General features: G+C 65.3%; 22 protein-coding genes. 12 read left to right on the forward strand and 10 right to left on the reverse strand.

The genetic code is table 11. The features are described 5' to 3' along the window. Positions 1 to 416: 416 nt before the first annotated feature. Positions 417 to 1,886 (forward strand): DUF1593 domain-containing protein, encoded by a 1,470-nt coding sequence (locus MJ601_RS11690; RefSeq protein WP_242126563.1) that lies wholly within the window; start codon positions 417 to 419, stop codon positions 1,884 to 1,886. A gap of 201 nt (positions 1,887 to 2,087) precedes the next feature. Here MJ601_RS11690 and MJ601_RS11695 read toward each other — a convergent pair whose 3' ends face one another. Beyond that, positions 2,088 to 2,741 carry a hydrolase gene (locus MJ601_RS11695; RefSeq protein WP_242126564.1) on the reverse strand — a complete coding sequence of 218 codons (654 nt, stop codon included), beginning with the start codon at positions 2,739 to 2,741 and terminating at the stop codon, positions 2,088 to 2,090. A gap of 142 nt (positions 2,742 to 2,883) precedes the next feature. Between MJ601_RS11695 and MJ601_RS11700 the strand changes: the two genes are divergently transcribed. From MJ601_RS11700 to MJ601_RS11720, 5 genes are all read left to right on the forward strand, one after another. Next, a complete protein-coding gene (locus tag MJ601_RS11700) occupies positions 2,884 to 3,804 on the forward strand; it encodes a LysR family transcriptional regulator (RefSeq protein ID WP_242126566.1) in 921 nt (306 codons plus the stop codon). Positions 3,805 to 3,811: 7 nt separating this feature from the next. After that, positions 3,812 to 3,955 (forward strand): hypothetical protein, encoded by a 144-nt coding sequence (locus MJ601_RS22085; RefSeq protein WP_491572910.1) that lies wholly within the window; start codon positions 3,812 to 3,814, stop codon positions 3,953 to 3,955. Positions 3,956 to 4,389: 434 nt separating this feature from the next. Then, on the forward strand, positions 4,390 to 4,605 hold the full coding sequence (locus MJ601_RS11710; RefSeq protein WP_242126569.1) for a hypothetical protein: 216 nt from the start codon (positions 4,390 to 4,392) through the stop codon (positions 4,603 to 4,605). Further along, positions 4,602 to 4,844, forward strand: a complete 243-nt coding sequence (locus tag MJ601_RS11715; protein ID WP_242126571.1) for a hypothetical protein — start codon at positions 4,602 to 4,604, stop codon at positions 4,842 to 4,844. Before MJ601_RS11710 ends, MJ601_RS11715 begins: the two co-directional genes overlap by 4 nt. 2 nt (positions 4,845 to 4,846) lie before the next feature. Then, a complete protein-coding gene (locus MJ601_RS11720) occupies positions 4,847 to 5,014 on the forward strand; it encodes a hypothetical protein (protein WP_242126573.1) in 168 nt (55 codons plus the stop codon). Here MJ601_RS11720 and MJ601_RS11725 read toward each other — a convergent pair. The 5 genes from MJ601_RS11725 to MJ601_RS11745 form a co-directional block, all read right to left on the reverse strand. Further along, the gene (locus tag MJ601_RS11725; RefSeq protein ID WP_242126575.1) at positions 4,997 to 5,746 is read right to left on the reverse strand and encodes a spermidine synthase family protein; all 750 of its coding nucleotides are present in this window, start codon (positions 5,744 to 5,746) and stop codon (positions 4,997 to 4,999) included. The two genes, MJ601_RS11720 and MJ601_RS11725, sit on opposite strands and share 18 nt — an antisense overlap. 123 nt (positions 5,747 to 5,869) lie before the next feature. Then, positions 5,870 to 6,046: a hypothetical protein gene (locus tag MJ601_RS11730; RefSeq protein ID WP_242126577.1), complete on the reverse strand. Its 177-nt coding sequence runs from the start codon at positions 6,044 to 6,046 to the stop codon at positions 5,870 to 5,872. A 20-nt stretch (positions 6,047 to 6,066) separates the two neighbouring features. Further along, complete coding sequence (locus tag MJ601_RS11735) at positions 6,067 to 6,873, reverse strand: DUF2182 domain-containing protein (protein WP_242126578.1); 807 nt, start codon at positions 6,871 to 6,873, stop codon at positions 6,067 to 6,069. Then, positions 6,873 to 7,505: a DUF1326 domain-containing protein gene (locus tag MJ601_RS11740; RefSeq protein ID WP_242126579.1), complete on the reverse strand. Its 633-nt coding sequence runs from the start codon at positions 7,503 to 7,505 to the stop codon at positions 6,873 to 6,875. Before MJ601_RS11740 ends, MJ601_RS11735 begins: the two co-directional genes overlap by 1 nt. Before the next feature lie 148 nt (positions 7,506 to 7,653). Next, positions 7,654 to 8,253, reverse strand: a complete 600-nt coding sequence (locus MJ601_RS11745; RefSeq protein WP_242126580.1) for a TetR/AcrR family transcriptional regulator — start codon at positions 8,251 to 8,253, stop codon at positions 7,654 to 7,656. 108 nt (positions 8,254 to 8,361) lie between these two features. On the opposite strand from MJ601_RS11745, the gene MJ601_RS11750 reads away from it, so the two are divergent. The 3 genes from MJ601_RS11750 to MJ601_RS11760 all read left to right on the forward strand — a co-directional run bounded on the left by MJ601_RS11750 (position 8,362) and on the right by MJ601_RS11760 (position 16,270). After that, positions 8,362 to 11,313 (forward strand): DUF2339 domain-containing protein, encoded by a 2,952-nt coding sequence (locus MJ601_RS11750; protein WP_242126581.1) that lies wholly within the window; start codon positions 8,362 to 8,364, stop codon positions 11,311 to 11,313. A 42-nt stretch (positions 11,314 to 11,355) separates the two neighbouring features. Beyond that, positions 11,356 to 14,751, forward strand: a complete 3,396-nt coding sequence (locus MJ601_RS11755) for an acyl-[ACP]--phospholipid O-acyltransferase (protein ID WP_242126582.1) — start codon at positions 11,356 to 11,358, stop codon at positions 14,749 to 14,751. Positions 14,752 to 14,992: 241 nt separating this feature from the next. Further along, a complete protein-coding gene (locus tag MJ601_RS11760) occupies positions 14,993 to 16,270 on the forward strand; it encodes a chloride channel protein (protein WP_491572911.1) in 1,278 nt (425 codons plus the stop codon). 184 nt (positions 16,271 to 16,454) lie between these two features. Here MJ601_RS11760 and MJ601_RS11765 read toward each other — a convergent pair whose 3' ends face one another. The 4 genes from MJ601_RS11765 to MJ601_RS11780 form a co-directional block, all read right to left on the reverse strand. Further along, positions 16,455 to 16,745, reverse strand: coding sequence for a type II toxin-antitoxin system RelE/ParE family toxin (locus tag MJ601_RS11765; RefSeq protein WP_242126584.1), 291 nt, complete (start codon positions 16,743 to 16,745; stop codon positions 16,455 to 16,457). Then, positions 16,738 to 16,983 carry a type II toxin-antitoxin system ParD family antitoxin gene (locus MJ601_RS11770; protein ID WP_242126585.1) on the reverse strand — a complete coding sequence of 82 codons (246 nt, stop codon included), beginning with the start codon at positions 16,981 to 16,983 and terminating at the stop codon, positions 16,738 to 16,740. The genes MJ601_RS11765 and MJ601_RS11770 overlap by 8 nt, the downstream gene beginning before the upstream one ends. A gap of 85 nt (positions 16,984 to 17,068) precedes the next feature. After that, the gene (hutC, locus tag MJ601_RS11775; RefSeq protein ID WP_281061274.1) at positions 17,069 to 17,782 is read right to left on the reverse strand and encodes a histidine utilization transcriptional repressor HutC; all 714 of its coding nucleotides are present in this window, start codon (positions 17,780 to 17,782) and stop codon (positions 17,069 to 17,071) included. Then, a complete protein-coding gene (locus MJ601_RS11780) occupies positions 17,779 to 19,113 on the reverse strand; it encodes a formimidoylglutamate deiminase (RefSeq protein ID WP_242126586.1) in 1,335 nt (444 codons plus the stop codon). The genes hutC and MJ601_RS11780 overlap by 4 nt, the downstream gene beginning before the upstream one ends. A 79-nt stretch (positions 19,114 to 19,192) precedes the next feature. Here MJ601_RS11780 and hutI point away from each other — a divergent pair, with 79 nt between their 5' ends. The 3 genes from hutI to hutG are packed head-to-tail and all read left to right on the forward strand — an operon-like array spanning position 19,193 to position 22,733. After that, complete coding sequence (gene hutI / locus MJ601_RS11785) at positions 19,193 to 20,398, forward strand: imidazolonepropionase (protein WP_491572912.1); 1,206 nt, start codon at positions 19,193 to 19,195, stop codon at positions 20,396 to 20,398. Then, the gene (gene hutH / locus MJ601_RS11790) at positions 20,395 to 21,927 is read left to right on the forward strand and encodes a histidine ammonia-lyase (RefSeq protein ID WP_242126588.1); all 1,533 of its coding nucleotides are present in this window, start codon (positions 20,395 to 20,397) and stop codon (positions 21,925 to 21,927) included. The genes hutI and hutH overlap by 4 nt, the downstream gene beginning before the upstream one ends. Next, positions 21,924 to 22,733, forward strand: a complete 810-nt coding sequence (hutG, locus tag MJ601_RS11795; protein WP_242126589.1) for an N-formylglutamate deformylase — start codon at positions 21,924 to 21,926, stop codon at positions 22,731 to 22,733. The genes hutH and hutG overlap by 4 nt, the downstream gene beginning before the upstream one ends. Positions 22,734 to 22,776 lie beyond the last annotated feature (43 nt).

The raw sequence follows: 22,776 nt of genomic DNA on the forward strand, positions 1-22,776 counted from the left end.
CCTGCGCCGCAAGGAGCGCTTCGCGGTGGGATTCCTGATCCCCGTCGCTTAATTGCAAAGAAGTCCCTGGTTCGGATTTAAGTTGACAATTCAATTAATTTCGCGAGAGAATCCACGCGACCGAAGAGGCTTGCTTGGACATTTTTTTCCTCTCCCATCCGACCCGATGCTTCACCATGGCCCGGACCATGCAGCCATATTCCTCCCATTTTGCTTTATCCCCGATTTCACCACGCCGCCAGGGTCAAGGCCCTAGATACGCACCTTTCGCCGACAATGGTCACTTTCCCCATGCATTCCGATCCACCAGCCCTGTGGACTGTCATCAAAGCAGCTTCGATTGAAAACTGCCGTCAAATTTCGTTCCAGCACGAGGACGATTTCGCGAGGGCACAGATCGGTAAAATGATATCCTCATGAAACTATCCCATATCCTCTCCGCCTGTAGCCTGTTTGCGCTTTTCACTCCGTTGCCCGGATATCTCGCTCAGGCCGCCCAACCCCAGGCACCGACTGCCGCATTGACAGGGCAGACAGAGGATTTTCCGCGCTACGATATCCGTCCTCGCCTGATCGTCATTACCGACATTGCAAACGAACCGGACGATGAGGCTTCGCTCGTGCGCCTCCTGCTCTACGCAGACTCGCTCGATATCCAGGGTCTTATCGCCTCTACATCCATTTGGATGCGCGACGCGGTACATCCGGAAAAGATCGAGGAACGCGTGCGAGCCTATGGCGCCGTGCTTCCCAATCTCAGAGTTCATTCTCCTGGATATCCTTCGATGGAGAGCCTGCTTTCGAGGATCTCGTCTGGCGAGCCTCGCTATGGCATGGCCGCAGTCGGTGAAGGCCATGACAGCGACGGGTCGCGCGCGATCATCGCTGCTGCGGATAAGGCGAGCGATGATCGCCCGTTATGGATTTCGATCTGGGGAGGAGCCAATGTTCTGGCGCAGGCACTGTGGCGCGTGTCGCACGACCGTTCACCCCAAGAGGTTGCGAATTTCGTCGCGCGACTGCGGGTCTACTCGATCTCGGATCAGGACGACAGTGGCCCCTGGCTGCGTCAGACGTTCCCCAAATTGTTCTGGATCACCAGTCTTCACGCCTTCAATCACTATGAGCGCGCTACCTGGACCGGAATCTCAGGCGAGGCATTTTACAAATTTGAGGGCGGTCCGAATTCGCGACTGGTGTCCAAGGAATGGCTGACACAGAATATCATCAAGGGACCGCTGGGATCACTTTATCCGCTTCCCGCCTTCATCATGGAAGGTGATACGCCGGCGTTTCTTTATCTCATTCCCAACGGTCTCGGCGTTCCCGAAGCACCTGATTTCGGCAGCTGGGGAGGGCGATACGGCAGGCTTGGTGCCGGACAGGATATATGGACGGATGTAACGGACACCGCGATGGGCCAAGATGGGCGCTTGCACAGCGAAGCCCAGGCCAGCATTTGGCGCTGGCGCGATGCCTATCAAGGCGATTTCGCAGCGCGCATACAATGGTCGCTTGCCTCTCGATATAAGGATGCGAACCATCCACCGATAATCCGCATCGATAGAGACCGAGGAATGGCTCCGATTGCACGCGACATGATCGCTGGGCAGAAACTCAAGCTCGACTTGTCGGGAACGCGCGATCCGGATGGAGACACTATCAGCCTGTCATGCTGGCAGTATAAGGAGCCAAGCACGACTTCGGTCAGCACGGCAAGGGTTCCAAATCTTTTGATCGAACAATGTACTGATCGACAAATCGTCCTGACGGCGCCGGCAGTGAAGGCACCGATTCTGCTCCATCTGATCGTCGAAGCCAGGGACGATGCTCATCTGGCCATGCGAAGCTATCGCCGTGTCATAGTGCGACTCGCGCCCGGCTAAGTGTCCTGCAGCAAACGGCGCGCGCAGTCCGCGCCGCGCTACCATTGGAAAAGCAACCGTCAAGGATGATCCTCTTGCTTGGCCATGGGCGAACTGCAACAGAGTTCTTTGAGAGAAATTATTCGGCGCAAGCAGGGAGGTGGCGAGCATCGACGCGCTGCCGGTCTTTCGCAGCGCGTCGATGCTCGCCCACCATCGGAATCAGCCCGCGTCGGTCTCGACGGGGGTCTTGAGAAGCTGCTGCTCCCACAGATAAGCGATGCCGCTGCCCCCGAAATGATCAATGAGGATCTCGGTCAGTTCTTCGACATGATCGGTGCGGGCCCAGTCGCGCTGCCATTCGCCGGCCAGCGCCATCACGGTCATCGGGTTCGCGCCGGCCGCGATCATGCGCTGAACGGCTACTTCGTGGGACTCCTTCGAGATACCGCCCGACGCGTCGGTGATCACCGTCACGTCCCAGCCTTCGCCGGCGGCCTGTATAACCGGCATCGCGACGCAGACCTCGGTCCAGAGGCCGGCGATGATCAGCTGCTTGCGGCCGGTCGCTTTGACCGCGTCGACGACCTTCTCGTCCTGCCAGGTGTTCACCCAGGTCCGGTCTATGACCTCCTGACCGGGGAACACGTCGGTGATCTGCTTGAAAAGGAGGCCACCGCGAGCCGCGATCACGCTGGTGAGAATGGTCGGAACATTGAAGGCCTTTGCCAGCTTCGCCAGCGCGGTCGTGAGGTTGACGACAGCCTGCGGATCGTGGCTGTTCAGATTTGCAAGCTGATAAGGCTGGTGGTCGATCAGGACGAGCACCGAGTCCTCGGGGCGAAGAAGCGAGTCGAGGCCGTTGCGGAATGTCATGGCGGTTCTTTCCTCTGAAAATGTTCGTAGATCTGTGGGACATCGATCGAGACGACGTTCCCAGTTCGAATGTTGCCATTCCCCTTTCCGGCGCGGTAGCGTCGCTGGACGATGTGCTGTGTCGCACAAAGAGGAACGCTGAATGGAAATTGAAGACTTGCGGACGTTCGTCGAAGTCGCCGACGCCGGTGGCGTGACGTCCGCCGCGCGTCGGCTCGGCATATCCAAGTCGATGGTCAGCCGGCGGCTCGTTCGGCTTGAGGCGGAACTCAGTGTCCAGCTTCTCGCCCGCAGCACGCGGGGGGCTGCGCTTACCGAAGCCGGGGCGACATTCCGGGAATATGCCGCGCGTGCGGTCGCCGAGATCGATCTCGCCAAGGAGACTGTTCTGCCGGCAGGCGAGCTGAGAGGGCGTCTGCGCGTCGCGGCGCCCCTGTCGTTCGGACCGACGCACTTCGCGCCTGTTCTCGCTGAAATGGCCGCGCGCCATCCGGAGCTGCATATCCACTCATGCTATACGGACCGGTTCGTCGACCTGATCGCGGAAGGGTATGATTGCGCGATCCGCGTCGGCATGCTGCCCGACTCCAACCTGATCGCAAGAAGGATTGGTCCGCTTGTCGGCCAGTATGTCGCTTCGCCGGCCTATATTGAGAGATACGGATCACCGGAAACGCCCGAGGAACTCGTGACCCATCAGGCGCTGATGCAGGGAACCGAGACTTGGCTCGCCACGGTCGGCGACAAGGTCATCACGATGCGGCCTCAGGGGCGGTTCAAGGCCGACAACGGCGTCGCCCTCGTTGCGGCAGCGCTGGCCGGGATCGGGATCGCAGCGCTCCCTAACGGCCTGACCAAAGAGCATCTGGACTCGGGCGCGCTTGTGCCAGTCATGCCGCTTTATCCAATTCCGGAACACGGGATCTATGTCGTCCGCCCTCCAGGGCAGCATCCGTCGCGTAAGATTCGGGTCCTTACCGAAATGCTGATCGAGTGCTTTGGAAGTTCAACCGAGAGTTCGGAGCGTTCCGGACATGAAATTGCCGCCGTCGAGGTCGATTGAAGCGATATTGCTGGCGACATATCCGGCGAAGATCGTGACCGCGCCCACCATGCCTGTCGCCATCAGCCGATCCGGCGTTATCCACGGCGGCATCCGGTGGCACAGCCAGTTGAGCAGCCGCCGTTCATTGGCGGCAAGCCAGTTCTGTTGAATCCGGGAGAGTGATTGGGGGGATTGGGGCCGGGTCGTCACAGGCCTTCGAGTCTGGAACCGCGGGCGCATCTGCCGTGCAATATATGCCGGTTCAACCACCGCGTCCAAAGATGCGCCAGCCAAGAAAAATCAGCACTATCACAGATGCGGTCAGCAATAGCTGAAAAGAGAGATGATCTTCCGGCATATTATGCTTCCCTATGTGCGGGAGCACCAAGTCTCTCTGTCGGATCGTGCGAAAGGAAGAGCCGATAACCGGACGTAGCAGTCCTCATGCGAACCGAACAGAATTTTCTGAAATCTTCCTATTTTTCCAGCGAGACGGGAAGGGTCATCCATGCTATTAAGCGATTATTGCGCGAAATTTGCCGCAAGCATTCGCCGTGACAGAGAGACCATCGTGCTCCCGCTTGCCAGCCGAGGAGCATTTCCATGGAAGACCTGAATTATCTGCTGAAGCGCGAGCAAGAGGAATTGCTGCGTGCCCGGATCGCCCATAGTCCCGCAGCATGCCGTGCCCATAAACGGCTAGCCCAGGAATATGCCAGCCGCATCCGCAATCACCCGCACCCCTATCGCTCCGAGAATGCCGATGGCTTTGTTTCCTTCAATCCCTTTCCGTTCAACGTGGAAGGCGGCGCCGCATGAGCAGGGTCGTCAATGTGTGGGCCACGCCAGATATCATCAAGGCCGCATGCGACAAGCACGCATTCCGGATATCCGCGCTGGAAGCGCTGGTTTCCGGGGGCGCAAGGGTCGTGATGCTGGACCCCAGGGATGCCGATGCCTTCCGCATATTGATGAAGGACAAGCTGATCGAAGGCGCCGTAACGCGATCCGCATCGCACATGGCCCGGCAATGGTCCCCCCCTCTGCATCGGAAATAGTCATGGACAGGTTCAACTATCTTGATCGCCGCAGACGGGCTGCCCTGAATCAGGCCGATCTCGCAATCTGTCTGGTCGAGAAAAGGAAACATGAAGAACAGGCTCGCGCCTACGCCAAGATCATGGCCGTGCTGCGCCGGGAGGAGAAGGCGTCACTCCACGTCCAATAGAGGGGTGGACTGGGCCGGCTTGGCCGCGAACCAGATATTATGCCAGCGCTCCGTGCTGCCTATATAGGCCGGCAGGATGATCTCGTCGACTTCGAAGCCGGACGCCTCAAGCCTGCCCGCAAAACAATCGTCGGCATAGGATGACCAGACGGACAGAAGCCCGCCCGGCTTCAGGGCAGTGTAGGCTGCCAGGAGACCGTCATGGGAATAAAGCCGGTCGTTCAACGGCGTGATGAAGCCGTCCGGCCCATTATCGACATCCAGCAGAATGGCGTCGAAGCGATCTGGCGTCTCCGCGATGACATCATGGACATCCAGCAGGCGAAGGCTGACGCGGGGATCGGCGAGATTTCCCTTGAACAGATGCGCCAACGGCCCCTTGGCCCAGACGACGATCTGGGGAACCAGCTCCGCGACGGTCACAACCGCCTCCGCAGCCCAGGAGGTCAGCACCGCATCCAGGGTGAAGCCCATGCCCAGCCCACCGATCAGGACATGCCCGTCCTTCCTGCCCAACCGCTCGCCGGTCAGGGTGGCCAGCGCCATTTCCGACACATGGTCCTGACTTCCCATCAACTCGTCGCGGCCGAACTGGATGGAAAATTCCTTGCCGCATTTGAGCAGATGCAATTGGCCACCGCCCGGAATATCCGCGACATCCACCGTTTCTATGGGCAGGTGGTTTGTCTCGGCGGTCCTGGTTTGCCGGTCATCGCTGATGTCAATCCGCATGGCAGAAGACCGCCTTGACGAAGCGTTGTCACGATTCATGCTATTCCTGTCGGATTCTCGGGATCAATCGCGACGTAAACCAGCATGGCGTCCATTGCGCGGTGACGCTGTGCAATGCCCGGCCTATATCGTCTTTGCAAGGCCATGCAGCACATCGTTTTCGATAGAGACGATTAACATGAAACGATTGTTGATGCCCTGAGTGACAAGGTGAAAGGAGGACGGGATAACGGGGGCGCGGACCATTGTGCTGTCGATGCTGTTATGGCCGCTGTCCGCCATGATCTCGGCAAGCGTCACGGCAGCGGTCTCCCGGACCCCTACTGGAGCAGGATGATGCCGCCGCCCGCGATGCAGGCGAGGCCCGCCACCACGGAGGTGCCGCGTCCCCAGGGCAGCAGCTTTTCCATCGCCACCAGCAGCGTCAGCAGCGCGATCCAGACGAGGTTCATGATGCCGCCCGCGAACAGCAGCGCCATCAGCATCCAGCAGCAGCCCACGCACCAGGCGCCGTGGATCATCCCCATGCGCAGCGCGCCCATCGCGCCCGGCCTGTAGTGACGGCTGAGGAACCGGGCCGGGTTGCGGCACTGGCGCAGGCAGGCGTCCTTCAGCGGGCTGACCTGATAGGCGCCCGCCGCGATCAGCAGGGCGGCGGACAGGGAGCGGCTGGGCGTCGCCATCGCCATGGGGGACAGCATGGCGGCCATGCTGAGGCGCCATTGCACGACCGTCGCCAGCAGGGAAAAGAGGGCCCAGACGAGCAGATAGCCGAGCAGGAAGCTTTCCGTCGCGGGGCGCTGCGCCGCGTCGCGATGGCCCATGGCGCGGGCGTAGAGCAGGATGGTCGGCGCGGCGGAGGGCAGCATCATCGCCACCATCATCACCCACCACATGGCAAGCGTCACCGCGAACTGCCCCGCCGTCCACGGCCCGGCGGTCAGCATCATCAGCGCCATCATGTCGCCTGACGAGCCGGCCGGACCGATGCCCGCCGGTCCCAGCGAGGCCACGGGCGCCATCCCCATGCCCGCGCCCAGCAGCAGCCAGCCCCAGGCAAGCAGCACCAACGCCGCCAGCGCAGCCATGGACCACAGGCGATGGCGCGCGAGCAGCGGCTCCAGCATCAGCCCCTGACGACGCCGTGGCTGTCGAGATGGAGATAAGCGAACTGGCCGTAGCTCGCCTGGTGGGCGAGCTGCATCGGCGCGATGGCGCGGCTGGCGCCGGAGCCGACTTCCGCCACTTCATATTCGAAGCCGTCGGGCAGGCGGATCTGGGCGCGGACTTCGGCGCCGTTGACTGGGCTGCGGATCGGTTCGCCGTCCATTTCCAGATGGCCGGGAATGCGCAGCCGCCCCTTGCGGCCCTCCACGTCCACGTCGAAATCGACTTGGGTGAAGACAGGCTCATGCATGGTCGTGATGGTAGAGGCGAACACCGCGAACACCGTCGCGAAGGGATCGGTGTCGCCGCCGGTCATGATGGTCAGCAGGGCCTGACGCTGCGCATCCGTCGCCCGTTCGTCGACGAAGGCCACGCATTCGCCCTGCCCTTCGTGGATCGGCCCCGGCCAGCGGAAGACGCCGGCAATGTTGAGGCCCGAAAGATCGGTGTCGCCATGACGGCCTTCATCGATGGCGATGCCGACCGCCGCCTGGCAATGCCCCTTGTCGGGCAGGCCGCCAAACTGGCAGTTGCAGCCATATTCGCAATTGCAGTTGGCGAATTCCCGGCCCTTGAGATTCCAGTAGACCATGGATCGAGTCCCCCTTCTGATGGGCGCCCCGACTATAGCATATCGGTCAGGCCGCGTCGCGCTTTCGACAGCCGGTCGAGCAAGGGAAATGGATGGCGAAATTCTTGTCGACCGCCACCGCCTCTATCCCATGGTGCCCATGTCCCTTCTACAGCCTTGCCCCGGCGGCCCTCAAGCTTTCCTTGACGCGGGCGATGGCCATTTCGAGCGGGTCGGTCTCCCCCAGAAGGGCGAAGCTGCCGTTGAGGGCGAAGGTGCAATGGCCGTGGACCGTGGCCACCAGCGAACGGGCGAGGCGCGGCGCGATGGTCGCGGCTTCGGGCGGGAGGACGGCGGCGACTTCACGCACGACGACTTCGGTGAGGCCCGCCCGCTGCGCCGCATAATCCTCCGGCATGGGGACGCCCAGCGGCAGGCGATGGTCGTAGATTGCCATCCAGATGTTGAGATTGTCGCGGGCGAAGGCGAAATAGCCCTCCACCAGCGCGGCGATCCGGTCCTTCGGATTGCCGGCGAGGCGCGCCTCCAGAAAGGCGGCCCAGAGGTCGAAGGTGCGCGTGTTGATCGCGACGACCAGCCGGTCGTAGCTGCCGAACACATTGTAGAGCGTGCCGACCGAATAGCCGATCCGCTTGGCCACTTCCCGCGAGGAGAAACGGGCGAAGCCGACCTCCGCCATGTGGCGGTGGCCCTGCGCCACGATCATCGCGGCCAGTTCCTCGCGGCTGTGGTCGGAGCGTCTTCCCATGGGGAGAGCGATAACGAAAGAATTGAACGCTGTCTAATAAATTTATTGAACACTGTGTAATTTTACGCTAGCCATGGCATGGTTCGCAGGGATTCAGGGGCGCGACTCATGTTTGTGATGCTGGTTCTGCTGGTTTTCGGGGTACTGATCTTCGACATGCGCAAGCGGTTGAAGATCGCGGAAATGCGGCTGGCATTGCTGGAGGATGCGGCGGCCGTTCCAGATGCCCGCCGTTCCGGCGCGGGTGGAGAGCCATATCCCGACCGTTCCGCCTCTGGTGACTTGCGGGAGATGGATCGCCGCCTGCGCGGGGAAGACGGTGGTGAAAAGCGGGTGCCACAGGCTGCGCGGGCGGTGGTGCGGACGGCGGAAACCGTCGAAGCCTCTCCCCCGGCACCGGTTGAGCCGGTCGCGCAAGCCCCTGTCGAAATGGTGGCGGAACCCACCCCTCCCCCGGCCGAACCCGCCCGGCCTTCCTTCGGCTTTGAGGAGCTGTTCGGGCGGCGTTTGCCGATCTGGGCGGGCGGCGTGACGCTGGCCGTCGCGGGCGTGCTGCTGGTCAAATATTCGATCGACGCGGGATTGCTCTCGCCGCTGGTGCGGGTCGTGCTGGGGCTGCTCTTCGGCGGAGCGCTGATCGGCGGGGCGGAGTTCGCGCTGCGGCAGGAGGAGCGGGTGCGCGACTTCCGGGTGCGGCAGGCGCTCGCCGGGGCGGGGCTGGCGACGCTTTATTTCAGCATATTGGCGGCGCATGGGCTTTACGGGCTGGTGGGACCGGTGACGGCCTTTGCCGGGCTGGCCGGGGTGACGGCGCTGGCCATGGGGCTGTCGCTGCGCTTCGGGGCGCCCAGTGCGCTGCTGGGGCTGGTCGGCGGCCTGGCCGCGCCCGCGCTGGTCGAGGCGGGGCAGCCCAATGTGCCGCTGCTCAGTTGCTATCTGGCGCTGGCGGTCGGCGGGCTGTGCGCGCTGTCGCGGACGCAGCGCTGGATGTGGCTGGGCGTCAGCGCGCTGGTCGGCGGCGCGGGATGGGGCATCGTGCTGCTGGCCATGGGGGCGCTGGACCGGGCGTCTTCGCTGTCGGTCGGGCTGCTGGTGCTGATGCTGGGCGTGGCGCTGCCTCTGCTCGCCTTTTCGGGCGCGCGGGCCGTGCTTCCGCGGACCGGCGCTGCGGTGGTCGCGGCGGGGCAGATGGCGGCGCTGGTCGCGACCGGCGGCTTTGCCTTGCTGCATTGGGGGCTGTTCGGGCTGCTTTCCGTCGCTTTGGTCTGGCTGGGGCGTGAGGCGGGCCTGCGGCCGCTGGCGGCGGTCGGACTGGCCGTGGCGCTGTTGCTGGCCGGGATTTGGCCCGATCCGGAGATGGGGCGGTTCGCGCTGGTTCTGGCGGGCATGGTCGCGATCTATGGCGGGACGGCGCTGCGGCGGCTGTGGCGTGCTGGCGGCGGACTGATCGAGGCGGGGCAGGTCGCCGGGCTGGCGCTGGGCGGCTTTGCCGTGGCTTTCCTGCACTTTTACCGGGCGGGGCTGGATCAGGGATTTGCGGGGCTGGCGCTGGGCGCGGCGGCCTTGCCCGGGGTGGCGCTGGCACTGGGGTGGCGCAAGCCGCGGGAGGATGCACGCTTCGTGACGCTGGCGACGGCGGTGGGATTATTGCTGGTGGCGGCCGGGGCGCTGGGGCTGGCGGGCTGGGCCCTGGCAGCGGTGATCGCGGCCGTGGCGGCGGGCCTGCTGATGCTGGCGGAAAAGGCCGGGGACCGGCGGGTCGAATGGAGCGGCTGGGGCTTTGCCTTTGCGGCGCTGGTGGCGGTGGCCGGGTCGGACGATGTCGTGCGGCTTTGGGGCGAGGCGGCGGCGGGAATGCCGCTGCGCTGGGTCGCGGTGGCGGCGATGGCGGGGCTGTTCGCCTGGCGGGCGGCGTTCGCGGAAGGGCGGATCGTGGCGCAGGGCGCGGCGGTGCTGCTGGGCTATGGGGCGATGGCGCAGGTCGTTCCGCCGATCTGGATGCCGGTGGGGGCGGCCCTGATGCTGGCGCTGGTGGCGGAGGGTGCCAGAAGGCTGGATGCCGGGCGCCTCGAAGCCGGACGAATGCTGGCGGGGCTTGGCGTGGGAGCGGCGCTGGTGGGGTTTTGGGCGGTGTGGCCGCTGGCGGTCTGGCTGGCCCATGCGCTGCTGTCGCTGGTCGGGGAGCCGATGCTGGTGCAGGATTTGCCTCCGCTGGGCGAAAGCGGGCGGCGGCTGGCGGTGCCTTCCGGGTTGCTGGCGGTGGCCCTGTGGCGGGCCGGGGGCGTGGTGGGGCCTTGGGCACGGCGGCTTGGCTGGGGACTGGCCGCAATGCTGGGCGGGGTTGGGGTGCATATAGCCTATAAGCAGGTCTTCGGACTGGCGAATGTTGGGGACGTGACGCGGCTGGCCTTTGCCGAGAGGACGCTTTGGGAAGGGCTGCTGATCGGGGCCGGATTTGCGGTCTGGCGAAAGGCCCGGCATGCCCTCCCTCGACCCCTCCCGCTTGCGGGAGCGGCGTTGATACTCCTCGGCCTTGGGCATTTGCTGGTCTATTCCGTGCTGCTGCATGATCCGCTCTGGTATCCGCAGGCGGTGGGTGCGTTGCCTTTGGCGAATCTGCTGCTGCCTGCCTTTGCCTTGGCTTTGGGCGCGCTTTGGCTGGTCGAGAGGATCGTGCCGGAATGGCGTTGGATGCGGCGGCCCGCCGATATCGCGCGGATGGTGCTGATCGCGCTGTTTGCGCTGGCGAGCCTGCGGCAGATGTTCGTGGGACCGGTGCTGACGGTGCCGGGCGTCTCCCAGGCCGAGGATATCTTGCGCTCCGTGCTCGCGCTCGGGCTGGCGATCGGGTTCCTGCTCTGGGGCATCCGCACACAGGCACGGGACTGGCGCATTGCGTCCCTGCTGCTGATGCTGGCAGCGGTGGCCAAGGTGTTCCTGCTCGACGCTTCGGGCCTTTCCGGGCTGCTGCGGATCGGGTCGTTCCTTGCCTTGGGCTTCAGCCTGATCGGGATCGGCTGGCTTTATAATCGCGTGCTGCGCGATCCGGTTAACGACTGAGCTACAATTGCCGCATAATGCGTGAAGGACGGGGGTAAGAAAATGTCCGCACCTGATCTGTCTTTGCTGAGTAAACGCCGTTTCGCACCGCTGTTCGTGGTGCAGTTCCTGGGCGCGTTCAACGACAATCTGTTGAAGTTCGCGCTGCTGTTCCTCGCCAATTTCGGCCTCTATCATGCGCAGCCCAACAAGGCGGAGATGCTGGCGACCATCGCCACGGGGCTGTTCATCCTGCCCTATTTCCTCTTCTCCGCGCTGGCGGGACAGCTGGCCGACGCGTGGGACAAGGCGAAGCTGGTGCGCGTGGTCAAGGCGGCGGAGGTCGTCATCATGACCCTCGCCGTCACCGGATTCTGGCTGCAATCGGTGCCGCTGCTGCTGTCCTGCCTGTTCCTGATGGGGCTGCATTCGACGATCTTCGGGCCGGTCAAATTCTCGATCCTGCCGCAGCATCTGGGCGCGCACGAGATCATGGGCGGGACCGGGCTGATCGAGGCGGGCACCTTCCTTGCGATCCTGAGCGGGCAGTTGCTGGCGGGCGTCATTCCGCCATGGGAAGCGGGGCTGGTCGCCGTCGGCCTTGCGACGCTGGGCTTCCTGGTCAGCCTTGCCGTGCCGCCCGCGCCCACGGTGGTGCCGGGCCTTCGGATCGAGCGCAATGTGCTGAAGAGCACCTGGGCGATCCTGAAGGCGGCGCGGCATGGACGGGGCGTGTGGCTGTCGATCCTGGGGATAAGCTGGTTCTTCGCCGTGGGCGCGGTGCTGCTCGCCGAATTCGCGCCGCTGGTGAGCGGCGTGCTGAAGGCGAAGCAGGAGGTCGCGACCCTCTTCCTGCTGATCTTCTCGATCAGCGTGGCGTTCGGGGCGATGCTGGTCAACCGGCTGCTCGGCGGCGCGGTGTCGGCGCGCTTCGTGCCGGTTTCGGCGCTGGCGCTGGCGGGCTTCATGATCGACCTGTGGCTGTCGACCAGTTCCTATGTACCGGTGCATCAGGGGTCCGGGATCGCGCAGTTCGCCGGGTCGCCGGGGAGCATGCGCATCATGGTCGATCTGTTCGGCATCGCCTTTGCGGGCGGCATGTTCGTCGTGCCGCTCTATGCCATCCTCCAGACCCACAGCCCGCGCGAGGAACGGTCGCGCACCATCGCCGCCAACAATATCGTCAATGCCGCGGTCGCCGTGCTGCTGGTGGGCGCGGTGACGGCGATGCTGGCGCGCGGGACGAGCGTGCCAGGCGTGATCGGGGCGATGGGCTTTGCGACGCTGGCGGTGGCGCTGATCAGTTGCTGGCTGCTGCCGGAAACCGTCATCAAGGCGATCGTGCGCGGGTTGCTGCGGCTCTGCTACCGGGTCGAGGTCATGGGACCGGAGAATATGCCCGCCGCCGGCGAACCGGCGGTGGTCGTGGTCAACCATGTCTCCTTCCTGGACGGGCTGCTGCTCGCCGCCTTCCTGCCGGGCAAGCCGACCTTCGCCGTGCATACGCGCATCGCGAAGGCCTGGTGGGTGAAGCCTTTTCTGGCGCTGTTCGATGCCTTTCCGGTCGATCCCACCAATCCGCTGGCGGCCAAGGCGATGGTGAAGGCGGTGCGCGAGGGGCGGACCCTGGTGATCTTCCCGGAAGGGCGGATCACGGTCACCGGCGCGCTGATGAAGGTATTTGACGGCCCCGGCATGGTTGCGGACAAGGCCGATGCGCCGATCATCCCGGTCCGGATCGACGGGGCGCAGTTCACGCCCTTCTCGCGCCTCAAGGGCAAGGTCAGGCTGCGGCGCTTCCCCAAGATCACGCTCACCGTATTGCCACCGCGCCGCTTCACCATAGAGGGCGAGATGACGGCGCGGGCGCGGCGGGCGATTGCCGGACGGCGGCTCTATGACGAAATGAGCCAGATGATGTTCGCCACGTCGGACACGGATCGCACCCTGTTCGAGGCGCTGCTGGAGGCAGGCCATGTCCATGGCCGCGATGCGCCGATCGTCGAGGATGTGAAGCGCGAGCCTTTGAGCTATGGGCGGCTGGTGACGGGCGCGCTGGTGCTGGGCCGGGCCTTGAACCGCTCGACACGGCAGGGGGAAGCGGTCGGCGTGCTGCTGCCCAATGTGGCGGGGGTGGCCGTGGCCTTCTTTGCCTTGCAGGCGGGCGGGCGCGTGCCCGCGATGCTGAACTTCACCGCCGGGCTGGCCAATCTGAAGGCGGCGTGCGCCGCCGCGCAGATCCGGACGATCATCACCGCGCGCGCCTTTGTCGATCAGGGCAAACTCGGCGATGTCGTGGCGGGGCTGGAGGCCGAGGGGATCGGCTTTCTCTGGTTGGAGGATGTGGCGGCGGGGATCGGCATGGGCGCGAAATTGCGCGGGCTGGTAACAAGCCGCTTTGCCGGGCGGGCGCACAAGCGGCTGAAGATTTCGCCCGATGATGCGGCGGTCATTCTCTTCACCAGCGGGTCGGAGGGGCTGCCCAAGGGCGTGGTGCTGAGCCATCGCAACCTGCTGTCCAACTGTCGCCAGCTGGCGGCGCGGATCGATTTCAATTCCTCCGACGTGGTGCTGAACGCGCTGCCGGTGTTCCACAGTTTCGGGCTGACCGGAGGCACGTTGCTGCCGATCTTTCATGGGGTGAGGACTTTGCTCTATCCCAGCCCGCTGCATTACCGGATCGTGCCTGCTTTGGCCTATGATGCCAATGCGACGATCCTGTTCGGGACCGATACCTTCCTGTCCGGCTATGCGCGGATGGCGCATGGCTATGACTTTTATTCGCTGCGCTACATCTTCGCGGGCGCCGAGCGGGTGCGGGACGAGACGCGGAAAATCTATGCCGAGAAGTTCGGGCTGCGCATCCTGGAGGGCTATGGCGCGACCGAGGCGGGGCCGGTGATCGCGGTCAACACGCCGATGCATTTCCGCGCCGGTTCGGTCGGGCTGCTGCTGCCGGGGATCGAGGCGCGGCTGGACGACGTGCCGGGCATCAGCGAGGGCGGGCGGCTCTCCATCCGTGGGCCGAACATCATGGCGGGCTATATGAAGGCCGATGCGCCCGGTGTGCTGCAACCGCCCGAGGGGGGCTGGCATGACACCGGCGACATCGTGACCATCGACGATCAGGGTTTCGTCACGATCCGGGGGCGAGCGAAGCGCTTTGCCAAGATCGGGGGCGAGATGATCTCCCTGCCCGCGGTGGAAGGCTATGCCTCGGCGGTCTGGCCGGAGGCGGAACATGCGGTGGTGACGCGGCCCGACGCACGCAAGGGCGAGCAACTGGTGCTGTTCACGACCGCGAGGGATGCCAAGGCGGCGGCGCTGGCGGCATGGGGCAAGGCCAATGGCGTGACCGAACTGGCGTTGCCGAGGGAGATCAGGGTGCTGGATGCGTTGCCGCTGCTGGGAACCGGGAAGACGGACTATGCGTCGATGACGCAGATGGCGGCCGGTTAGGGACGGTCTGGAGGGGAGCGACTCCAGGCGTTGCGACATCGATTTTGAACCAGCAGGGGCGGAATTCCAGAGGATAAGTCGTCAACCCCCGGGGATCATGTGGTTGCCAAGCCGGCTGGCCGTGGACTAGAGCGCGCCGCGTTAAATCGGACGCAAGTCGCGCGCTCTATTTTTTGTCTTCGCATCGTTTCAAGCGCAAAACCGGTTCCCACTTTTGGGCACGATGCTCTAAGGCTCCCTTATGCCGTCGTTGAACCGTTTGACACGCAAGCATGTGGCCGCATTGCACACCCGCTCCGCCGCCTTTGCCGGTGCTGTCGCCCTGGGGCTGGTTGCCATCTCCTTTGCCCGGATGGGCGATGTCGCTCAGCAACTCTTTTCGCGGTTCGTTGCAGCTTTTCCCTCGGCCCCGTTTGTCATCACGCCTCTCACATTTGCCGCCGTCACGTTCCTGACGCGACGGTTCTTTCCCGCAGCCCGTGGGTCCGGCATTCCCCAGGTGATGGCCGCCAGCCATAAGCCGGAGAGCAGCGCCCAGGGAGATTTGCTGTCGATCCGAACGGCCTGGGCCAAGCTGGCCGGAACGATCGCGATGCTTCTTGCCGGCGGTTCGGTGGGACGCGAAGGACCCACGGTGCAAATCAGCGCCGCGCTGATGGTTGCCGTCCATCGCTGGCTGCGCGTTCCCGTATCAGCCGGAATCATCATTGCCGGGGGTGCGGCCGGCGTTGCCGCAGCGTTCAACACCCCGCTTGCGGGCGTTGCTTTCGCCATCGAGGAACTGGCTTCCGCCTTTGAACAGCGCGTCGCCGTGCTGGTCATGGCAACGGTGATGATCGCGGGGCTGGTGAGCCTCGGCATTTCCGGCGACTATGTCTATTTCGGCGCTGTGAACGGGGCCTTGCCCATCGCCGCCATGCTGCTTTTCTCCCCTCTGGCCGGGATCGCAGGAGGCCTGTTGGGGGGCCTTTTTGCGCGCACGCTCATGGCATTTTCACGGCCGGATCATCCGTGGCTCGCCCCTGCCCGGAAACGCCCGGTGCTGTTCGCGGCGGGATGCGGGCTCATCGTGGCGGCAACCGGCTGGTTCACTGGCGGGTTAAGTTGGGGCACCGGTTACGATACCAGCAAGCATCTTCTGGCGGGGCATGGCTCATCCTTGAGTTTCGGACCGGCCAAATTCATCGCGACGCTGGCGACGGCGCTAAGCGGCGCGCCGGGCGGCATATTCGCGCCGTCCCTGTCGGTCGGAGCCGGGCTGGGGCAGTCAATCTCGATCCTGTTTCCGCACGATCCGGCTGGGGCCATAATCCTGCTCGGCATGGTCGGGTATTTCACCGGGGTCGTGCGCGCGCCCATGACCGCCGTCATCATCATGATGGAAATGACGGCCGACCGCACGATGATTCTGCCACTGTTCGCTACGGCGCTGATCGCCGATGCGGTCAGTGCCTTGATCTGTCCGCAGAAGCTCTATCATGCTCTTTCCGGCCCATTCCGTTCAAGCACGCCTTCATGAATAACCGCCGGCTTTCGTCACTCCCTCAAAGGCGGTAACCCATCCCCTCGACGGCGAAACTTCGGGATGGCCGGAGATGGATCCTCGTCTTCGCGAAGATGACGGTGTTTTGACGGCCAACGTCCCAACACCGTTATTCCGCCTGAAAATTTCTGCCCACTGCCGGCTAACCGTTGACCTGGTCTCAGAGATGACGGCCGGGATCCATGCGTTGATGCAGGATGCGAATGACGGCGATCCCATAGCGGGTCTGGCGAAAATAGATGTTGTGCAACTCTACACCGCGGCGATGATAACCCGGGCGGATGATAGAACAATCCTGCGCTTGCCGCGGCGCTGCGGCAAGGCTGGCGCAAGCCGCTTCGATCAGGTCGATATAGCGGAGCGCCTGAGGCAGGCCCCAATGTTTCACCGTATAATCGAATATTCCTTCAATGTCGCGTTGGGCTCTCGGGCTGAGACGAAATTCAGCCATGCCGGGCGATTTTGCGCTGCTTGAAGGCGGCAAAATCAAAAGCTTCCGGTTCGCCACTCAACTCGCCCTCGATCAGCGCCTGGCGAATCGTCTCGACCTCGAAGCTGCGTTCCTGTTCGCGCCGGATCAGGTCGCGGATCGCCTCGCTGTCATTCGTGTAATGGCCCGCCGCGATCTGCGCAGCGATCCACGCATCCTGCTGTTCGGTAAGGGTTATAGTCTTTCGAACGGCGGCCATCGCCTCCTCCACATCGCTGTAACGGCAGATAAAATCATACTATCGGTGCAATTTAGCGATTGCGCGCGCGAGCGCAAGTCAGGCGTCAGGCGTGGAAATGCGCGACCAGCGCGTAGCGGTCGCCAGGGTAGAGCTGGCGCGCATAGGTGATGCGTTCGTTCCCCCGCCACGTCCAGCGTTCCAGCGCAACGCAGGCGGCGTTTTCGGAGATGCCAAGGCCTTTCGCCATGGCAGGATCGGCGTTGACGGCGGTGATGCGATGTTCCGCTTCGGTCCAGGGGACATGGCCGAGCAGCCAGGAACCGGGCGGTTCGGCGGAGAAATCCACTGTCGCCGCCTCCGGAACGGCGGCGAGGTTGATCAGGCGATGTTCCAGCGCATAGGGCAGGTCGCGCGCGAAATGGCGGCACTCCAGGGCCAGCAGTTCGCCGCTTGAGACGCGCAGCAGCACCTTGTCTTCCGCCGTGGCCTTGCGGCGGTCGCGGCCGATGAGTTCGAGGCGATAGGCAAGCCCCTGCCCTTCCACCTCGGCGCGGATGTCGGGGATTTCCAGCGCGGCGCGGTGGAAGCGGGGAGCGGCGACGAAGGTGCCCGCGCGCTTGCGGCTTTCGAGCAGGCCCGACTGGACCAGCGCGCGCAGCGCCTTGTTCACGGTCATGCGCGAGCAGCCATAGCTTTCCATCCATTCCTGTTCGGTCGGAATGCGCTCTCCGGGGCGCCATTGCCCCGACATGATGCGGCTTTCCATGTCGCGGCGGATGCGGTTGTGGAGTGCGGTGCTTTCGGGCGGGCGGGTCAATCGAGCAGGGCTTTCAGCAATGGGACATAGCGCGCCTCGATCTGCGGGCGGGCGTGGTGGACGCCCGCGCTAACGCGCTTCCGGCCGCCGCGCCAGACGCTATCGATCCGCGCGCCCGCGAAGATCCAGCCGTCGAGCAGGCGATCGCCGGAGCGGGCCGCGATCGCGGGATGATCGGACCGCAGCGTGACGATGTCGGCAGGGGCGCCGGGGGCGAGTTGCGCCGGGGCCTGGCCAAGCGCGCGGGCGCCCTGCTGCGCCGCCAGGGTGAGGCTGGCGCCAGTGGACCGGCCCGGCGCCGAAGCCAGCAGGTTGCGGCCATGGTGCGTGAGGCGCTGGCCATATTCGAGCAGGCGCAGTTCGGCCGCTGCGTCGATCTGAACATTCGAGTCCGAGCCGATGCCGATCCGGCCGCCCTGGGCCAGAAACGCGCGGGCGGGGAAGAGGCCGTCGCCCAGATTGGCTTCGGTGATGGGACAGAGGCCAACGGTGGCGCCACTTCGGGCGATGGCGCCGCACTCCGCGGGGGTGACATGGGTGGCGTGGACCAGGCACCAGCGCGGATCGACTTCGGCATGGTCCATCAGCCATTCGACCGGACGCTGGCCGCTCCAGGCGAGGCAGGCTTCGACCTCCGGGATCTGCTCGGCGATATGGATATGGACGGGAGCATCGGGCGCGAGCGCGGTGATGGCGGCCAGCTGCTGGGGTGTGACGGCGCGCAGGCTGTGGGGGGCGATGCCCAGGGTCAGGCCCTCAAGGGTGGACAGGGCTTCCAGCAAACGGGCGAAGCTGTCCGGGCTGTGGAGGAAACGGCGCTGGCCGTGGGCGGGCGCCGCGCCGCCGAAGCCCGCATGGGCGTAGAAGACGGGGAGCAGCGTCAGGGCGATGCCCGTATCCTCGGCCGCCTGTACGATGGCCTGCGCCATGGCGGCGGGGTCGGCATAGGACGTGCCGTCGGGCGCGTGGTGGAGATAATGGAACTCCCCCACGCTGGTGAAGCCGCTTTCCAGCATTTCGGCATAGGCGAGCGCGGCGATGGCGTGGAGGCCCTCCGGGTCGAGGCGGTCGACGAAGCGGTACATCACCTCGCGCCAGGTCCAGAAGCTGTCGCTGCCCTCTCCCGCCTGTTCCGCGAGGCCCGCCATGCCGCGCTGGAAGGCGTGGCTGTGGACATTGGGCAGGCCCGGAAAGGCAGGGCCGTGGCGTTCGTCGCCGGGTTGGGGGGCAACTCCGGGAACGACGTCGGCAACCAGGCCGCCCGACAGGGTGATGCGGACATGATCGTGCCAGCCGTCGGGCAGCAGGGCTTGTTGGAACCAGAGCGCCATTTCGCCCTTCCTCTGGACAATGGTCGGATGGGTCATTTAAGTATATACATTATTGAGTCGGCGCCAGAGGGAAATGACGATGCGCGAGCGCTGCGAGAGATTATGGACCGATGCGCGGCTCTGGACGGGGCTGGGGACGGGGCTGGGGACGGGGCTGGACCTGATCGAGCGCGGCGCGATCGGCATGCGCGGGGGCGTGATCGCCTATGTGGGGCCGATGGCGGAGGCGCCCGATGCGGAGCAAGTGATCGACTGCGCCGGGCGCTGGATCACGCCGGGGCTGATCGATTGCCACACCCATCTGGTCCATGGCGGCGATCGGGCGGCCGAGTTCGAGATGCGGCTGGCGGGCGCCAGCTATGAGGAGATCGCGCGGGCGGGCGGCGGGATCGTCTCCACCATGCGGGCGACGCGGGCGGCGAGCGAGGAGGAACTGGTTGCGGCCGCCCTGCCCCGGCTGGACGCGCTGATCGCCGAGGGCGTCACCACGGTCGAGGTGAAATCGGGCTATGGGCTGGACCTGGAGAATGAAGTCAAGATGCTGCGCGCGGCGCGGCGGCTGGGCGGAGAACGGCCGGTGTCCGTCGCCACCAGCTTTCTGGGTGCCCATGCGCTGCCGCCGGAATTTGCGGGCGATGCGGACGGCTATATCGACCATCTGATCGGGGAGGTCCTGCCGCGGGTCGCTTCGCTGGCCGATGCGGTGGACGGCTTTTGCGAGGGGATCGGCTTTTCGCCTGCGCAGATCGAGCGGCTGTTCGTGGCGGCCAAAAGATCGGGGCTGCCGGTCAAGCTGCATGCCGAGCAATTGTCCAACCTGCATGGGGCGGCACTGGCGGCGCGGTTCGGGGCGCTGTCGGCCGATCATCTGGAGCATCTGGACGAGGCGGGCGTCGCCGCCATGGCGGGCGCGGGCACGGCGGCGGTGCTGTTGCCGGGCGCCTTCTACTTCATGCGCGATACGAAGGTTCCGCCGATCGAGGCGCTGCGCCGGGCGGGCGTGCCGATGGCGCTGGCGACCGACTGCAATCCGGGGACGTCGCCGCTGACCTCGCTGCTGCTGGCGATGAACATGGGCGCGACGCTGTTCGGGCTGACGGTGGAGGAATGTCTGGCGGGCGTCACCCGCCATGCGGCGCGGGCGCTGGGGCTGCAGGACCGGGTGGGCACGCTGGAGGCCGGCAAGCGTTGCGACCTTGCCATCTGGGACATCGAGCGGCCCGCGCAGCTGGTGTATCGCATGGGGCTGAACCCGCTCCATGCACGTGTGTGGAGAGGATCATGATGCAGGTGACGCTCGTTCCGGGCGCGGTTTCGCTGGAGCAATGGCGGACGATTTACGAGGGCGCGGCGGTCAAGCTGGACCCGGCGTCGGCGCCGCGCATCGCGGCGGGCGCGGCGGCGGTCGAGCGCATCCTGGCGCGGCACGAGCCGGTCTATGGCATCAACACCGGCTTTGGAAAGCTGGCGAGCGTCAGGATCGGCGACGAGGATCTGGCGACGCTCCAGCGCAATATCGTGCTCAGTCATGCGGCGGGGACGGGAACGCCCTCGCCGGTGCCGGTGGTGCGGCTGATGATGGCGCTGAAGCTTGCCAGCCTGGCGCAGGGGGCCTCGGGCATCCGGCCGCAGACGGTGGCGCTGCTGGAGGCGATGCTGGCGCGGGGGCTGACGCCGGTGGTGCCGGCGCAAGGCTCCGTGGGCGCGAGCGGGGACCTTGCCCCGCTGGCGCATATGACGGCGGCGATGATCGGCGTCGGCGCAATATCCGTGGGTGAAAAGCGCCTGCCCGCCATGGACGCGCTGGCGCAGGCGGGGCTGGCGCCGGTGGAGCTGGGCCCCAAGGAAGGGCTGGCGCTGCTCAACGGCACGCAGTTTTCGACCGCCAATGCGCTGGCGGGATTGTTCGGGGCGGACCGGCTGTTCCGCACGGCGCTGGTGACGGGCGCGCTCTCCACCGAGGCGGCCAAGGGCACCGACGCCCCCTTCGATCCGCGCATCCACAGGCTGCGGCGCCATGCCGGGCAGATCGCCGTGGGAGAGGCGCTGGCCAGCCTGATGGCGGGGTCGGCCATCCGCGCCTCGCACAAGGAGCATGACCCTCGCGTGCAGGACCCCTATTGCCTGCGCTGCCAGCCGCAGGTGATGGGCGCGGCGCTGGACGTGATGCGATCGGCCGCCGCGATGCTGGAGACGGAGGCCGATGGGGTTTCGGACAATCCGCTGATCTTTGCCGATACCGACGAGGCCTTGTCGGGCGGCAATTTCCATGCCGAGCCGGTGGCCTTCGCCGCCGACATGATCGCCATGGCGGTGTGCGAGATCGGATCGATCGCCGAGCGGCGCATCGCCATGCTGGTCGATCCGGCGCTGTCGGGTCTGCCCGCCTTCCTGACGCCTCGGCCCGGCCTCAACAGCGGTTTCATGATCCCGCAGGTGACGGCGGCGGCGCTGGTGAGCGAAAACAAGCAGCGCGCCTTTCCCGCCAGCGTCGATTCCATCCCGACCTCCGCCAATCAGGAGGATCATGTGTCGATGGCGGCCCATGGCGCGCGGCGGCTGGCGGAGATGGTCGCCAATGCCGAGGCGGTCGTCGGCATCGAATATCTGGCGGCGGCGCAGGGGTGCGATTTCCATGCGCCGCTGACCTCTTCCGAAGCGCTGGAGCGGGTCAGGGCGCGGCTGCGGGCCGACGTTCCGCATCTGGAGGAGGACCGGCATTTCCATCCCGACATGGAGGCGGCCAACCGGCTGGTCCGGTCGGGCGCGGTGATCGAGGCGGCGGGGCTGGCCCTGCCGGGCGTGCTGTCATGAGCTGGCTGGAGGTCATTCCGGGCGAGGCGCCGCTGATCGTGGCGATGCCGCATACGGGGACCGAACTGGCCGATGCCGAAGGCGGCTTTCGATCCGCCTGGCTGGCGCGGCGCGATGCGGACTGGTGGGTGGACCGGCTGTACGGCTTTGCCCGTCTGTCGGGCGCGACCGTCGTGCGCACCGGCATCTCCCGCAGCGTCATCGATGTGAACCGCGATCCGTCCGGCGCATCCCTTTACCCGGGGATGGCGACGACGGAGCTTTGCCCGACCACGACCTTCGACGGGGAGCAGCTCTATGCGGGTCCGGGGCCGGACGAAGCCGAGATCGCGCGGCGCACGCAGCGCTGGTTCGTGCCCTATCATGCGGCACTGACCGGGGAGATTGCGCGGCTGCGCGTGCGGCATGAACGGGTGGTGCTGTATGACGCCCATTCGATCCGCAGCCATGTGCCCCGCCTGTTCGACGGCGAACTGCCGCTGTTCAATATCGGCACTTTCGGTGGCGTCAGCTGCGCCCCTGCCCTGGCGGCGGCGGTGCAGGCGATCTGCGCCCGCACTGGACCGAGCCATGTGCTGAACGGGCGCTTCAAGGGCGGCTGGACGACGCGCAACTATGGCGAGCCGGACAAGGGCGTGCATGCGATCCAGATGGAATTGGCGATGCGCGGCTATCTGGACGAACCGGACGTGCCCGATGAGGAAAATTGGCCGCCGGAATTCGATGCCGGGCGGGCGGCGGCGACGGTGGCCGTGCTTCGCGAGATTCTGGAGTGCTGCATCGGGTTTGCGGAGGATGGCGGCTGAACGGCCGGGACAGATGTTCGCGGCGCTCGCCTCCACCCCCTGC

Origin of the sequence: Sphingobium trunci (genome assembly GCF_022664535.1) — a bacterium.
Taxonomy (GTDB): Bacteria; Pseudomonadota; Alphaproteobacteria; order Sphingomonadales; family Sphingomonadaceae; genus Sphingobium.

Bases quoted from the DNA above. Each gene is read 5' to 3' on its own strand.
- MJ601_RS11715 (WP_242126571.1), top strand. From the start codon at position 4,602: ATGAGCAGGGTCGTCAATGTGTGGGCCACGCCAGATATCATCAAGGCC.
- MJ601_RS11755 (WP_242126582.1), top strand. From the start codon at position 11,356: ATGTCCGCACCTGATCTGTCTTTGCTGAGTAAACGCCGTTTCGCACCG.
- MJ601_RS11695 (WP_242126564.1), bottom strand. From the start codon at position 2,741: ATGACATTCCGCAACGGCCTCGACTCGCTTCTTCGCCCCGAGGACTCG.
- MJ601_RS11740 (WP_242126579.1), bottom strand. From the start codon at position 7,505: ATGGTCTACTGGAATCTCAAGGGCCGGGAATTCGCCAACTGCAATTGC.
- hutI (WP_491572912.1), top strand. From the start codon at position 19,193: ATGCGCGAGCGCTGCGAGAGATTATGGACCGATGCGCGGCTCTGGACG.
- MJ601_RS11725 (WP_242126575.1), bottom strand. From the start codon at position 5,746: ATGCGGATTGACATCAGCGATGACCGGCAAACCAGGACCGCCGAGACA.
- MJ601_RS11710 (WP_242126569.1), top strand. From the start codon at position 4,390: ATGGAAGACCTGAATTATCTGCTGAAGCGCGAGCAAGAGGAATTGCTG.
- hutG (WP_242126589.1), top strand. From the start codon at position 21,924: ATGAGCTGGCTGGAGGTCATTCCGGGCGAGGCGCCGCTGATCGTGGCG.
- MJ601_RS11745 (WP_242126580.1), bottom strand. From the start codon at position 8,253: ATGGGAAGACGCTCCGACCACAGCCGCGAGGAACTGGCCGCGATGATC.
- MJ601_RS11700 (WP_242126566.1), top strand. From the start codon at position 2,884: ATGGAAATTGAAGACTTGCGGACGTTCGTCGAAGTCGCCGACGCCGGT.
- MJ601_RS11735 (WP_242126578.1), bottom strand. From the start codon at position 6,873: ATGCTGGAGCCGCTGCTCGCGCGCCATCGCCTGTGGTCCATGGCTGCG.
- MJ601_RS11690 (WP_242126563.1), top strand. From the start codon at position 417: ATGAAACTATCCCATATCCTCTCCGCCTGTAGCCTGTTTGCGCTTTTC.
- MJ601_RS11770 (WP_242126585.1), bottom strand. From the start codon at position 16,983: ATGGCCGCCGTTCGAAAGACTATAACCCTTACCGAACAGCAGGATGCG.
- MJ601_RS11765 (WP_242126584.1), bottom strand. From the start codon at position 16,745: ATGGCTGAATTTCGTCTCAGCCCGAGAGCCCAACGCGACATTGAAGGA.
- MJ601_RS11720 (WP_242126573.1), top strand. From the start codon at position 4,847: ATGGACAGGTTCAACTATCTTGATCGCCGCAGACGGGCTGCCCTGAAT.
- MJ601_RS11780 (WP_242126586.1), bottom strand. From the start codon at position 19,113: ATGGCGCTCTGGTTCCAACAAGCCCTGCTGCCCGACGGCTGGCACGAT.
- hutH (WP_242126588.1), top strand. From the start codon at position 20,395: ATGATGCAGGTGACGCTCGTTCCGGGCGCGGTTTCGCTGGAGCAATGG.
- MJ601_RS11760 (WP_491572911.1), top strand. From the start codon at position 14,993: ATGCCGTCGTTGAACCGTTTGACACGCAAGCATGTGGCCGCATTGCAC.
- MJ601_RS11750 (WP_242126581.1), top strand. From the start codon at position 8,362: ATGTTTGTGATGCTGGTTCTGCTGGTTTTCGGGGTACTGATCTTCGAC.